Origin of the sequence: Robertmurraya korlensis (assembly GCF_023715225.1) — a bacterium.
GTDB lineage: Bacteria > Bacillota > Bacilli > Bacillales > Cytobacillaceae > Robertmurraya_A.
Genome location: NZ_JAMBNS010000003.1, coordinates 85,292 through 99,629, shown reverse-complemented (window position 1 = coordinate 99,629; position 14,338 = coordinate 85,292). Strand labels below are relative to the sequence as shown.

Genomic DNA, 14,338 nt, shown 5'->3' with positions numbered 1-14,338 from the left:
CCCTTTTTGCTTGTATGAATACAAATTTGACAGTTTTGTTAACAATACATATGAGAAAAAATACTTTTGTCTCTTTAGGAACGACAAAGTTGGTTTTTCACTTTGTTGATAGTGTTAACTATGTAAGATAACATGTGAAGGTACTAATTTTAGAAGGAGAACGAATATGAAACAATCAAATATAAAAGTGGCTGTACAAAAGTTTGGTAATTTCCTAAGCTCTATGGTCATGCCAAATATTTCGGCATTTATTGCTTGGGGGTTAATTACAGCTTTATTTATTCCTACTGGCTTTTTCCCAAATGAAAACCTTGCCAAAATGGTTTCCCCAATGGTTACCTACTTACTTCCTATATTAATTGGATATACAGGTGGTAAACTTGTTCATCAAGAACGTGGAGCGGTTGTTGGTGCGATTGCAACGATGGGGGTTATTGCAGGAGCAGACATACCAATGTTTCTTGGAGCGATGGTAATTGGTCCGTTAGGTGGCTTTGTTATTAAGAAATTTGACCAGTTAATTGAAGGGAAAGTTAAAGCTGGTTTTGAAATGCTTGTAAACAATTTTTCAGCTGGTATTCTAGGAGCTATCCTTGCGATTCTAGCATTTTTGGGCGTTGGACCTGCAGTTGATGTGTTTACCGGATGGCTTGTCTCAGGAGTTGACTGGTTGGTCGGAACAGGACTGCTTCCATTAACTAGTATTCTAATTGAGCCAGCAAAAGTTTTGTTCTTAAATAATGCAATTAATCACGGTGTTCTTTCACCAATTGGTGTGGAGCAGGTAAAACAAACGGGACAATCCATTCTGTTCCTTCTTGAAGCAAATCCAGGACCTGGTATTGGTGTTCTACTTGCGTATATGTTTTTTGGTAAAGGAACGGCTAAGAAATCAGCACCCGGTGCAGGAATCATTCACTTTTTCGGTGGTATTCATGAGATTTATTTCCCATATATCTTAATGCGTCCCATGTTATTTTTTGCTGTCATCCTAGGTGGTATGAGTGGAGTATTTACTTTGGTCCTTTTAGGTGGTGGATTATTTGCTCCATCATCACCAGGTAGTATTATTGCTATTACTGCGGTTACCCCACATCATGCAAGTGCTTATATTGCAAACTTTGCTGGAGTAATTGTCGCAGCAGCCGTTTCATTTATTGTTTCTTCCTTTATCTTGAAAACCGGGAAACAGGGTGAAGATGATCTTGAAGCTGCCGCTCAAAAAATGCAAGAAATGAAAGGGAAGAAAAGCTCTGTATCAAATGTGCTTACAGATCAAGGAGCTATTCCTGACAATGTTACAAAAATTATCTTTGCATGTGATGCTGGAATGGGTTCAAGTGCTATGGGAGCTTCATTGTTACGTAAAAAAGTAAAAGAAGCGGGAATGAATATCGGGGTTACAAATATGGCTATTAGTAATCTTCCAACTGACGCTCAAATTGTTATTACACAGGAGGAGCTAACTCCTAGAGCAATAAACAAAGTTCCGAATGCTTATCATATTTCAGTAGATAATTTCTTATCTAGTCCTGAGTATGACAAGCTAATTAGCGAGCTGAAATTTCCGGCAAGCTCAACTCTTCACGACATAGTAGATGAGGCAGAAGAGAATGGCACGGATAATTCGGAACAAGAAGTGTCACACAGCGATGATTTACTACGACCTGAGAATGTTTTTATCAATCAGGAATTTGCTAATAAGGAAGAAGCCATTCGATTTGCTGGTCGAGCATTGTTGAACGCAGGTTATGTGGATGAAAGTTATATCGAAGCAATGATTGAAAGAGATAACATGACTTCTACGTATATGGGAAATGATGTTGCAATCCCACATGGAACAGAAGAAGCGAAGAAGGCTGTTATTAAATCAGGATTTACAGTCCTTCAGGTTCCAAATGGTGTTGATTTTGATGGACAGAAAGTACGTTTAATCTTCGGTATTGCTGGAAAAGACGGCACTCATCTTGAAATACTTTCAGGAATTGCAGTTACATGCTCTGATATGGAAAATATCGAAAAAATGGCTAAGGCAAAAACCGCTCAAGAGATTATCGATATTATTGGTAAAAAGTAAATAAGAGATTAACAATAGAAAAGCGTAATTCTGCGCTTTTCTATTTTCTAGTTATTTCACTCAGGAACGAGTTGATACCGTGGATATAACCTCTAGGGAAAAAGCCATCATTGAACTGATCATTAAAACTTCTGGAAAACATACCGTTCTTTCAATTGCATCATCACTCAATGTAAGTACCAGGACAATACAACGTGATTTAAAAGCAACGGAAAGAATAATCGAGAAGTTTGGACTAAGGCTAACACGTAACATGGATCAAGGTCTTTCTATAGAGGGGAAGAACGAGCAAATTTACCGGTTAATTCAGCACTTAGCAGGGAGTACACCTATTGATCAACCTCCTCTAGAAAAAAAGCTTCGATTATTATTAGCTGTTTATGAAGAAGAACTATTTAAAATTCAGAGTTTAGCAAGTCATCTTGGCGTCAGTTCAGCGACATTAGCCATTTATCTAGATGAACTGGCGGAATGGCTAGAGATTTTTCAATTACAGTTAACACGAAAAAGAGGAGTAGGAGTAGAACTGTACGGTACAGAATCTAACAAACGTAGAGCACTCGTACATTTTTTTCTACAGTATTTTCATGATGAGATAATAGAAAAACTATTCATTTTGGAAAAAGAGAGTCACTCGGAGGAAAAGATTCTTCATTATTTTTATCCAGACGAATTAAAAGAAGTACTTATCTTGGTCAATACTACCTTTCATAAAGCCCAAGCACGTGTAACAGATAGAGCGTACTTGGAAGTGGTTTTACATATTTATATCACTCTAAAGAGAACAGATGCTCACTTTTTTCTGGAAGAGGATGTTCTCTTACAAGAAAGTGATGTTGCGATTGAACATGATCTGATGTTGATGATTAGTCGTGAGTTAGAACGAAAGCTTGATAGGAGCCTTACAAAAAAAGATATTCTTTTTTTAGCATTGATTCTAAAAGGTACCAAGCTTCAAGGTACTGAGGCTGAACCCGAAAACATTTTACTTGCTCAGTTGATTAAAAACGTGATTCGCTCTGTTTCCAATCAGCTCCAGGTAAATTTAACAGATGACTTTTCATTATTTCAAGGGTTGCTAGCCCATATGGAGCCAGCACTTTTTCGTATCGAACAGAAGATGGAGTCATTTAATCCGCTCAAGGAAGAAATCAAAAGAAAATATCCAGTTTTGTTTATGGCAGTAAAAAATAGTGTAAAAGAAGAATTTAAATCCATTGACCATTTTCCTGACGACGAGATTGCTTTTATGGTGTTACACTTCGGTTCCGCGTTATTAATGCAGGAAGAGTATTTAACAATTAAAGCTTTGGTGATTTGCCCAACCGGGATCGGGACATCAAAGATGTTGGCTAGTAGAATCAAAAAAGAAATAGCTGAAATTGACACGGTTGATATTAAGTCGATTAAAGATATAACGGAACATGTTGATTTACAAGAATATGACGTTATTATCTCAACTGTTAGATTGCCATTCATTCATGCAGATTACGTATTGGTAAACCCTCTGTTAAGTACAGAAAACATTGAGACGATTAAAAGCTTTATACAGAATAATATTGAAGCCATAGCAAAGGGCGAAAAATACAAAAAGATCGAACGTCATTCTTTGGTTTCATCGCATATGAAAAAAAACATGAATTTGCATGACATGCTTCATGATATGAAGGAAATTCAGCAGAGTATAGAGTCCATCATGCAAAATTACCGATTTTACCGGATGGACCATTCAGAAAGCCAGGAAATGATACTGCAAGAAATGCTGCAGATAGCTGAAAAAGAGAATTTCTTGACTGATTCAGGGGATATCCTAAATTCTCTAAAAGAGAGGGAACAAAGAGGCGGTCTCGGAATTCCACAGACCAATTTAGCACTATTTCATGCAAGAAATGTGCATGTTCATGAGCTGATTTTCCAGATTGCCCATCTGCCTAATCCTTGTCTGGTTAAGGGAATGGACGGAAACATGGTCATGATGAAGAACCTGTTGCTCATGCTGGCCCCATTAGAGTTAAGCAATAGACAACAGGAGATTATTAGCTTAATTAGTACGAATATTATTGAGACGGATGAGGCTATTTTGATTTTTTCGTCAGCAAATGAAGAACTCATTTATAAAAGGTTAGAATCTATCTTTGCAGATTATCTTCAGTCGAATTTTAAAATAAATGGATAGAGGGATGATGTAATGAAACAAGCAGTTCATTTTGGAGCGGGGAACATTGGAAGAGGATTTATTGGAGCACTTTTTTCTCAGTCCGGCTACCATGTTACTTTTGTAGATATTGCCGAACAAATCATTAATCAACTAAACGAAGAAAAACAATATAGAGTTAAGCTTGCAACAGATAAACAGGAAAGTATTCTAATAGAGAATGTTTCAGGATTAAATAATTTGAAACAAGAAGATGAAGTAGTAGAAACGATCAAGAAGGCAGATTTTTTAACGACTGCTATTGGACCTAACATCCTCCCAAGAATTGCACCTTTAATTGCTAAGGGATTGGCTGCTAGGGTAGAAGAGAATAGGGACAAGCTTTATGTTATTGCCTGTGAAAATCAAATTTCTGCTACCGATCTTTTAAAAGGCTATATCCTTGAGCATCTTGATGATGAAACAAAAGAAAAGGTACTTACCCGAGTTGAATTCTTAAATTCAGCTGTTGACCGGATTGTTCCGATTCAAAATAATCAAGGTTCCCTTGATGTGCTTGTTGAACCGTACCATGAATGGGTGGTTGAAACGAAGGAAGAAATTCCTCTAATTGAAGGAATGATTATTGTTCCTGAACTAGCCCCATTTATTGAAAGAAAATTATTTACTGTTAATACAGGACATGCCGTCATTGCTTATTTCGGTTACCTTGCAAACAAGGAAACGATTGACCAGACTCTAGCTGATGTGGATATCTACAATCAGGTTAAGGCCACACTGAATGAGACGGGTGCTTATTTAATCAAACAGTACCATCTAGATCCGGAAGAACATCAAAAATATATTGAGAAAATCATTAAACGTTTTGAGAATACTCATCTGCATGATGGTGTAACAAGAGTGGGTCGTTCCCCGTTAAGAAAACTTGGTCCAGAGGATCGACTTGTGCGTCCTGCACTACAAGCTCAAAAAGCGGGACTTTCTTACGGTAATTTAGCAAAGGCTATTGCTGCAGCCTTACTTTTTGATTATAAAGATGATGAAGATGCAGTAAAGCTTCAGTCAATGATGAACGAACATGGAGTTTCATATGTTCTTCAACAAGTGTGTGGTCTTGATGAGTCAAGCGAACTTGTTAGAGAAAGTATTAGACACTATGAAGAATTGAAGGGATAACTCTTTCTAAAGAGAGGTTGACGGAATCAAAACCGGCAGCCTCTTTTTTAAAATGGAAATTTCTATAATTGTAATAAAATTTTATTCATTTTTTAAATTCCGAGTTTACACATATGAATAATATGGTTTATAATTGAGATAGAAAAAATGACAATTATATAAATTGCCGATCAGAACACTGAAGGCCCTGTCTCCACCCGAAAATTCGGAAGAGCAGGGTTTTTTTTATTAACGTTCCTAATATTGGGGTGATTCAGTTGGAGGATTTTTCGAGCATTAGAAAAAAGATTCTAATAGATTTATTAATTGCTTGTAGTGTTTTTGAAAAGGAAGATAAGAGTCTACTCGAGTTATCATTAACGGAATTAGAAGATGAAATTAGACGGTATCAATCACAAAGTCATCCACATTCCGATTTTGGTTCTCTGCGGATTACTGGTAAGAAAACAAAAAAGAAGGAATAGGATTCCAAAAATAATGATATCTGAAAAGAGGTGTATGTATGAAAGTCAATTTCTATCTGAATAGCTCCTAACTATGTATCCTGCTAATTATTGGAATACTGTATGACTATTCAAATATTAAAGATATAACATTTTGGAGGGGAATTTTATGACAGTTACTTTCACAATCATCAATATTGCGGTCATGCTTCTATTAATCTTTGGATTGTTTAAACTACAACAAAAGCATGTATCGTTTTCAAAGCGTGTATTTTTCGCGTTAGGGTTAGGAATTGTATTTGGTCTCGCATTACAGTTTATTTTTGGAACAGGATCAGAAGTCATTATTGGTACCATCGATTGGTTTGCTATTATAGGATCCGGATATGTGAAGTTATTGCAAATGGTTGTCATGCCACTTGTATTTATCTCTATCGTAGCTGCATTTACCAAACTGAAGCTGTCAAAGAATATTGGAAAGATTAGTGCACTTATTATTGGTATTTTGGTAGGAACGACAGCTATCTCTGCAGCCATTGGGATTGGAACAACGCTCGTATTTGATTTAGAAGCGGTTCAGATTCAAGCAGGCGAAGCAGAAACGGCTCGAGGAGAAGAGATTGAGACCCGTCAGGTAGAAGTAGAGACCTTAACTATTCCTCAACAAATTCTTTCTTTAATACCTGCAAATCCATTTTTAGACTTAACGGGGGCTAGACCAACATCTACTATTGCCGTTGTTATCTTTGCGGCATTTATTGGAGTGGCATATCTTGGGGTTAAGCGCAAAGAGCCAGAGGTGGCTGAATCCTTTGCCAAACTAATAAATACATTAAACACTATTACAATGCGTGTAGTTACGCTTATTTTACGCTTAACGCCATATGGGGTATTAGCAATCATAACGAAAGTGACTGCAACAAGTGATTATGAATCTATTGCGAAGCTAGGAAAATTCGTGATCGCATCGTACGTAGCGTTAGGAATTGTATTTTTGGTTCACTTATTACTGCTTTCTTTGGCAGGTTTAAATCCAATCACATATGTAAAGAAGGTACTTCCTGTCCTAACCTTTGCCTTTACATCAAGAACCAGTGCAGGAACATTACCACTTAATGTGAAAACACAGTCTGAAGAATTAGGGGTTCCAACGGGAATTGCCAACTTCGCTGGATCCTTTGGTCTAACTATTGGTCAAAATGGATGCGCAGGTGTTTATCCTGCCATGTTAGCTATCATGATTGCACCTTCGGTAGGAATTAATCCATTAAGTCCAAGTTTTATCTTTACTGTCATTTTAGTGGTTGCCATTAGTTCATTTGGTGTTGCTGGTGTTGGGGGTGGAGCAACGTTTGCTGCAATCCTCGTATTATCTGCATTAGATTTACCTGTTGCATTAGCTGGTCTATTAATCTCAGTTGAACCTTTAATCGACATGGGCCGTACAGCTCTGAACGTAAGCGGTAGTATGACTGCTGGTATCTTAACTAGTAAGGTAACAGGTGAGTTAGATACGGCTGTATATGTTGAACCTAAACAAACAGTTGGAGTTTAGTAAATAGATAAAAAGGTAAAAATGGCGTGTCGGAAAAGTAGGCTTTCGCCTTTATAGAGCGGATTATTTTAGGGATTGCATGAGCAATCCCTATTAAAATGCAAGTTCATTAATAAAACTTATAATGAGCTGTTATTTTCTTTTTCTACAATATCTTTAATAACCTCTTCAATAGTCACATTTCCTAATACCTTTTCTAAAGCAAATTGAGCGGCTGATAAAAAAGGAGTAATCGAATCTTGTATATTTCTGCCGACAGGACAATCCGGGTGGGGATTATCATGTAAACTGAATAGTTCTTTTTCCTTTACCACATCAACTGCCTTATAAACGTCAAGTAAGGAAATAGTAGCTGGTTCCTTAGCTAGTTTTGCCCCAGCGATTCCTGGTTGTACTTCTATTAGTCCAGCTTTTTTGAGCATCCCCATTATTTTTCTGACTAAAGATGGGTTGGTGTTGACGCTCCCAGCTAAGAATTCTGATGAGCTAATTCCGTCTTTATTTAATTCAATAAGAGTTAATATATGAACCCCAACAGTAAAGCGACTACTAATGGACATTTCATGCACCTACTTCATTTTCATGTATTTAATTTGAATACAACGTATTATACCTTATCATTTGTAAAAAATAAAAAAGGTTTTGTTGACAAAACACTTAGAAGTATCTATTATGAATACATGTAATCAAGATGAATACAGGATAAGAAAATAAGAAAATGGAGGAATTAGAAAATGAAATTATTAGTAACAGGCGCAACAGGTAAATTAGGAACAAAAGTGGTAGAAACTTTATTAAAAACAGTATCAGCCAATCAACTAGCTGTAAGTGTTCGTAACCCAGAAAAAGCGGAAGAGCTACGTGCTCGTGGAGTAGAAGTTCGCCAGGGAGACTTTGATCGTCCGGAAACATTAGTGTCTGCTTTCGCAGATATTGACAGACTTTTACTCATCTCAGCTGATGGAGATAATGACACAAGAATTAGACAGCATTCGAATGCGGTATCTGCTGCAGAGCGTGCTGGGGTAAAATTTATTGCATATACTAGCATAGCGAATGCAATGGAAAGTAAAAACTTCCTAGCTCCAACTCATAAGGCAACAGAAGAAGCAATTATCAAAACTGGAATTCCATATTCCTTCTTACGTAACAATTGGTATTTAGAGAATGAAAGCTCAAGCATTCAAGGAGTACTTGCAGGGGCTCCGTGGGTAACTTCAGCAGGAAAGGGAAGAGTAGGCTGGGCATTACAGCAAGACTATGCAGAGGCAGCAGCAACCGTATTATCTGGGGATGGTCACGAAAACACCGTTTACGAATTATCTGGTAAGCTATTAACACAAGAAGAAATTGCAGCTGCTCTGGGGACGGTACTGGGTAAGGAAGTTCCTGTACAACAAGTGGATGATGCTACGTATGCGGATATCATGAAAGGTGCCGGGGTACCAGATTTCCTTATTCCTTTTGTAGTGAACATCCAAAAAGATATTCGCGAAGGAACACTAGAAGTCGACAGCAATGATTTCGAGAAACTTCTTGGGCGTCCGGCTACATCCATGATTGAGGGATTAGGTGTAATTGTTAAGAGTATCTCTTAGTATATTTTAAAAGCTGTTCGATAAATAGCAGCTGATTTTGGTTTCGCACGGGGGACCTGGTTATAGCACCCGAACTGATAAATAGACGGAGAAATTCCGTTTAATTCATATTTTTTATGAAAAAAGGCCTGATTAGACGGAGAGATTCCGCTTATTGGCTCAAAAAATTCAAAAAGGGGAGATTCTGCTTTCCATAAGCGGAAAAACTCCCCTTATTTACCCCGAAAAGTGCTCCATTCTGCATTTAACCGGAAATTCTCCGCTTATTGTTGATTACTCGATTAATTACATGTCATTATTTTTAAAGGAGTTAATGGAGTTTACGCTTTAATAAAATTCTCAACAACAAAGGCAGACATTCCAATCGCAATCGAATATTTTCCCAGTTTAGAGAAATCTAATTGAAATTCATTTTGGTGATAAGTGAGAGAGTGATTTTCAATTGTTGAAAGAATGGGGTGTTCAATCCATTCTTTAGCCATTGATAATCGATTGCCTATGATTACTTGGTCAGGATTAAAGGTATTAATAATATTATTGATTCCATATCCAAGGTAAGCACCAATCTCTTCAAACAAATTCTGAGCATTTTTATCTTCACTACTAGCTAACTGTATTAAGTTTTCAAGTGAATTCCTATTTTCCCCAGCCTTCTCCAACAGAGCCTGTTCAGAAGCATATGCTTCCCAGCATCCTTTGCTACCACAATTACATGGCTTTCCATTAATATCAATGATCATATGGCCCATCTCACCAGAAAATCCATTTTTTCCTTGGTATAGTTCTTTGTTTAAAATAATTCCTACACCAATTCCAATTCCTGCACTAATATAAATGATGTTTTGGTAATCTTGACCAATACCAAACTGTTGTTCACCAAATGCCCCAGCATTAGCTTCGTTTTCAACGATGACGGGAACATGGAATAAGTCTTCAAGATCTTTTTTTATTTGAGTGTTTTTCCAACCTAAATTAGGGGCTAACAAAACAGAACCCTCTTTGTTAACTATCCCAGGTACACCTACTCCAATCCCGACAATTCCATATCTACTGCTGGGCATCTCGGCGATTAATGAATGGATCATTTCTTTAACAATCTCTATGGTAGCAGCATAGGGAGTTTTGTGAACTGCCTGATTTCTTTCAATGACGATATTTCCTTTTAAATCAGTTAGTACACATAATACATAGTTCACCCCGATATCTATTCCAATGGAGTATCCAGCAATTTTATTAAAATGGAGGATAACCGGGCGACGGCCTCCACTAGATTCCCCTGGACCGGATTCATAAACTAGGTCTGCAGCTAATAATTCATTTACTAATGAAGAAACGGTTGCTTTATTTAATCCAGAAACTTGAGCAATGTCAGCTCTTGAAATGGGTTCTTTTTCCATAATCAACTGTAACACGAGGGCTTTGTTATTTTTTTTCACAACTTGTTGATTCCATGTAATGGTTTCCAATGCTAAAAACTCCTTGTTTAATAGTAAATATATTTTAACACAAAAACTTTGTTTATTGGGTATACAAACTTAGATGATCGGTGTTATAATCAACTTAAGTTAGTCAAGAATGTTGTAAGGAGGGACCCTCTACTTATTAAAATGAATCCGTTTACAATTGTTTTTTGACATCTACATACTATTATTTACATCTCAGAAGATGATTGGTTAGGTATTTCAATTTATAATACATTTCATTTACGAGAGTAGGGATGAAAATGGCTAAAAATATGTTTTTCAATGCACATCATTCACCAATCGGAGCATTTTCTAGTTTTACACTTGGTTTTTATGGCAATGGAGGCGGTTTGGACTTAGAGCTTGGGCGCTCTCCGAGAAAGAATGTATATGTTGGTGTGGAATCAAGTGACCAAGAAGGAATGTACGATGCACTCCCATTTTTTGAGATGGTAGATGATGAAAGTAAGCGCTACGATATTGAAAACATGGATCCTGATCCAGACAAACCACGTATTATTCGACCATATTCGAAGGAAGACATTCATCGTGATTTTCAATTAGGAACGGACACTTGGAAGGCTGGAGATCTAAGTTTTACGATCTATACACAAGTTGAATCTGTTCCTGACCCTTCTACAGCAACGGAAGAAGAACTAAAGAGAGCCATTATCCCGGCTGTTTGGGCAGAGCTTACCATTGATAACACGAAAGGTGCGAAGAAGCGTCGGGCATTTTTGGGATATCAAGGAAGTGATCCTTATAGTTCCATGCGTCGTTTAGATGATACCTGTGATGGGATAATAGGTGTAGGTCAGGGACGTTTAACTGGAATTACGACAAATCATCCAGAAGTTAAATCTGCCTTACACTTTAGTTTAGAAAATATCTTAACCACCCCAATAGAGGAGAATTGGACCTTTGGGTTAGGACCAATTGGTGCTCTTATTATGGATGTTCCAGCTGGAGAAAAGCGTACCTATCAATTTGCAGTATGCTTTCATCGTAACGGTTATGTAACGGCAGGGATGGATGCTTCCTACTATTACACAAGATATTTCCCAAATATTGAATCAGTAGCAGCTTATGCCCTGGAACATGTGGATGAGTTTGTAAACCGTGCCAAACAAGCTAATAGTTTAGTAGAAAATCCAGGATTATCTGATGACCAAAAGTTTATGATGATTCATTCCATTCGAAGCTATTACGGCTCTACTCAACTACTTGATGCAGAGGGGGATCCTTTCTGGGTAGTAAATGAAGGAGAATATCGTATGATGAATACCTTCGATTTGACAATAGACCAAATTTTCTTCGAACTGAAAATGAATCCGTGGACTGTGAAAAATGAATTAGACATGTTCGTAAGTCGCTTTAGCTATGAAGATAAGGTTCGCTTTCCAGGGGATCAAACGGAATATCCGGGTGGTATCAGCTTTACCCATGATATGGGGGTAGCGAATACGATCTCTAGACCACATTATTCCTCGTATGAGTTATATGGATTAGACGGATGTTTCTCTCATATGACCTATGAGCAGTTAGTGAACTGGGTCTTATGCGCGTCTATATATGTAGAGCAAACCGGGGATCTGGAGTGGTTACGTAAAAACCTTGATATCTTTATCCGTTGCTTTGAAAGTATGATTAACCGTGATCATCCAGAAGCGGATAAGCGAGATGGCATCATGGGACTTGATTCATCACGGGTTATGGGCGGTGCGGAAATAACAACCTATGATAGCTTAGATGTTTCACTTGGTCAGGCAAGAAACAATATCTATCTAGCAGGAAAGACTTGGGCTTCTTACGTAGCACTTGAAAAGCTACTTAGAGAACATGGCCTAGAGGAGAAGTCGAGGGAAGCGGGGCTATTAGCTGAAAAATGTGCAGCAACGATTGTCTCTCATGTGACACCTGATGGTTATATACCAGCTGTCATTAAAGAAGGAAATGATTCAAAAATAATTCCGGCAATTGAAGGGTTGATTTTCCCTTACTATACAAATAACCATGATGCATTAGATCCAAATGGACGTTTTGGTGCTTATATTCAAGTATTGAAAACACATTTAAAAACGGTACTTACAGAAGGAGTTTGCTTGTTTGAAGATGGCGGATGGAAGATTTCTTCAACTAGCAATAATTCTTGGTTGAGTAAAGTCTACTTATCTCAGTTTATTGCTCGTGAGATTCTTGGGTTGGAATGGGATGAAAAGGGAGCAAGGGCAGATGCAGCCCATGTTGCTTGGTTAACACATCCTACATTATCTGTTTGGAGCTGGAGTGATCAAATTATCTCTGGGCAAATCTCGGGTAGCAAGTATTATCCACGAGGAGTAACTAGTATTTTATGGCTTGAGGAAAGTAAAATAGCGGTTGCTTTAGATGAGAAGGTTACACAGCAGGCTTAGTCATTTATTTCTATCAACTTAGTTTATCTTTTATACAAACTAAGTTGATAGGTAAAATTTTAAATATAACAATGACCTTTAGGAGGAATTACCATGGCATATTTCGAAACAGTTAATAAGATTCAATTTGAAGGGGCAGGCTCCAAGAATCCACTAGCATTTAAGTATTATAATCCTGAGGAAGTGGTTAATGGGAAAACAATGGAGAATACTCTCCGTTTCTCTGTTGCTTACTGGCATACATTTACTGCTGATGGTTCAGATCCATTTGGTGTAGGGACAGCTCTTCGTCCGTGGGACCATTTAAAAGGCTTAGATTTAGCAAAAGCACGAGTGGAAGCTGCATTTGAGCTTTTTGAAAAGTTACATGTTCCTTTCTTTGCCTTCCATGATGTCGATATCGCCCCTGAAGGAAGAACATTAAAAGAGACGAATGAGAATCAAGACGTGATCGTTGGAATGATTAAGGAATACATGAAAACTAGCAAAACCAAATTACTTTGGAACACTGCTAACATGTTTACGAACCCAAGATATGTTCATGGGGCAGCTACTTCCCCTAATGCAGACGTATTCGCTTACTCTGCAGCAAAGGTGAAAAAGGCATTAGAAGTAGCAAAAGAACTTGGAGCAGAGAACTATGTATTTTGGGGTGGCCGAGAAGGATATGAAACACTCCTGAACACAAATATGAAGCTTGAGCAAGATAACTTAGCACGCTTCTTCCATATGGCAGTAGACTATGCGAAAGAAATTGGCTTGAATGTTCCATTCTTAATTGAACCAAAACCGAAGGAGCCTACCAAGCACCAATACGATTTTGACGTAGCTACTGGTCTAGCATTCTTGCAAAAGTATGATTTAACGGATTATTTCAAGTTTAATATTGAAGCTAATCATGCTACATTGGCGGGGCATACATTTGAACATGAGTTAAGAACTGCCCGCATTAATGGAATGCTTGGTTCTGTTGATGCTAACCAAGGTGATACACTTCTGGGGTGGGATACAGACGAATTCCCAACTGACCTATATACTAATACGTTGGCAATGTATGAAATTTTACAAAATGGCGGCTTAGGTAGCGGTGGTCTAAACTTTGATGCAAAGGTTAGAAGAGGTTCGTTTGAAGCGGAAGATTTGTTCCATGCACATATCGCTGGAATGGATGCATTTGCGATCGGTCTAAAAGTTGCGAATAAGTTAATTGAAGACAAGGTGCTCGAGAGTTTCATTGAGGAACGCTATAGCAGCTTCACAAAAGGGATTGGTTTAGAAATTGTAGAAGGAAAAACGAACTTCCGTGAATTAGAAGAGTATGCACTTCAATTAACGGAAATCAAAAATCAATCAGGTAGAACAGAACGCTTAAAAGCTGTCATTAACCAATATATACTTGAGACCCTTACTAGCGTAACAGTTTAATAACGAAAATAATCAATCATGTGCTGGCAGTA

10 protein-coding genes are annotated in these 14,338 nt (G+C 37.7%); 8 read left to right on the top strand and 2 right to left on the bottom strand.

Going from position 1 to position 14,338, the window contains the following annotated elements:
• Positions 1–166 precede the first annotated feature (166 nt).
• The 5 genes from M3175_RS06995 to M3175_RS06975 all read left to right on the top strand — a co-directional run bounded on the left by M3175_RS06995 (position 167) and on the right by M3175_RS06975 (position 7,406).
• Positions 167–2,077, top strand: coding sequence for a PTS mannitol transporter subunit IICBA (locus M3175_RS06995; RefSeq protein ID WP_251516541.1), 1,911 nt, complete (start codon positions 167–169; stop codon positions 2,075–2,077).
• Positions 2,078–2,156: 79 nt separating this feature from the next.
• On the top strand, positions 2,157–4,253 hold the full coding sequence (locus M3175_RS06990; protein WP_251516538.1) for a BglG family transcription antiterminator: 2,097 nt from the start codon (positions 2,157–2,159) through the stop codon (positions 4,251–4,253).
• Positions 4,254–4,265: 12 nt separating this feature from the next.
• Positions 4,266–5,408 carry a mannitol-1-phosphate 5-dehydrogenase gene (locus tag M3175_RS06985; RefSeq protein WP_251516535.1) on the top strand — a complete coding sequence of 381 codons (1,143 nt, stop codon included), beginning with the start codon at positions 4,266–4,268 and terminating at the stop codon, positions 5,406–5,408.
• A 248-nt stretch (positions 5,409–5,656) separates the two neighbouring features.
• Entirely contained in the window at positions 5,657–5,872 is a 216-nt protein-coding gene (fbpA, locus tag M3175_RS06980) for a Fur-regulated basic protein FbpA (protein WP_251516533.1), read from the top strand.
• 148 nt (positions 5,873–6,020) lie between these two features.
• On the top strand, positions 6,021–7,406 hold the full coding sequence (locus M3175_RS06975; protein WP_251516531.1) for an L-cystine transporter: 1,386 nt from the start codon (positions 6,021–6,023) through the stop codon (positions 7,404–7,406).
• Positions 7,407–7,525: 119 nt separating this feature from the next.
• On the opposite strand, the gene M3175_RS06970 is transcribed toward M3175_RS06975, so the two are convergent.
• Entirely contained in the window at positions 7,526–7,966 is a 441-nt protein-coding gene (locus M3175_RS06970; protein WP_251516528.1) for an Rrf2 family transcriptional regulator, read from the bottom strand.
• 174 nt (positions 7,967–8,140) lie between these two features.
• On the opposite strand from M3175_RS06970, the gene M3175_RS06965 reads away from it, so the two are divergent.
• On the top strand, positions 8,141–9,004 hold the full coding sequence (locus tag M3175_RS06965) for an SDR family oxidoreductase (protein WP_251516525.1): 864 nt from the start codon (positions 8,141–8,143) through the stop codon (positions 9,002–9,004).
• A 320-nt stretch (positions 9,005–9,324) separates the two neighbouring features.
• On the opposite strand, the gene M3175_RS06960 is transcribed toward M3175_RS06965, so the two are convergent.
• On the bottom strand, positions 9,325–10,470 hold the full coding sequence (locus tag M3175_RS06960; RefSeq protein ID WP_251516522.1) for an ROK family transcriptional regulator: 1,146 nt from the start codon (positions 10,468–10,470) through the stop codon (positions 9,325–9,327).
• A gap of 257 nt (positions 10,471–10,727) precedes the next feature.
• Between M3175_RS06960 and M3175_RS06955 the strand changes: the two genes are divergently transcribed.
• Entirely contained in the window at positions 10,728–12,881 is a 2,154-nt protein-coding gene (locus M3175_RS06955; protein ID WP_251516520.1) for a glycoside hydrolase family 52 protein, read from the top strand.
• A gap of 93 nt (positions 12,882–12,974) precedes the next feature.
• The gene (gene xylA, locus M3175_RS06950) at positions 12,975–14,306 is read left to right on the top strand and encodes a xylose isomerase (protein WP_251516517.1); all 1,332 of its coding nucleotides are present in this window, start codon (positions 12,975–12,977) and stop codon (positions 14,304–14,306) included.
• The last annotated feature ends 32 nt before the right edge of the window (positions 14,307–14,338 follow it).

Coding starts and splice junctions, on each gene's coding strand:
- M3175_RS06995 (WP_251516541.1), top strand. CDS start 167: ATGAAACAATCAAATATAAAAGTGGCTGTACAAAAGTTTGGTAATTTC.
- M3175_RS06985 (WP_251516535.1), top strand. CDS start 4,266: ATGAAACAAGCAGTTCATTTTGGAGCGGGGAACATTGGAAGAGGATTT.
- M3175_RS06975 (WP_251516531.1), top strand. CDS start 6,021: ATGACAGTTACTTTCACAATCATCAATATTGCGGTCATGCTTCTATTA.
- M3175_RS06970 (WP_251516528.1), bottom strand. CDS start 7,966: ATGTCCATTAGTAGTCGCTTTACTGTTGGGGTTCATATATTAACTCTT.
- M3175_RS06965 (WP_251516525.1), top strand. CDS start 8,141: ATGAAATTATTAGTAACAGGCGCAACAGGTAAATTAGGAACAAAAGTG.
- M3175_RS06955 (WP_251516520.1), top strand. CDS start 10,728: ATGGCTAAAAATATGTTTTTCAATGCACATCATTCACCAATCGGAGCA.
- xylA (WP_251516517.1), top strand. CDS start 12,975: ATGGCATATTTCGAAACAGTTAATAAGATTCAATTTGAAGGGGCAGGC.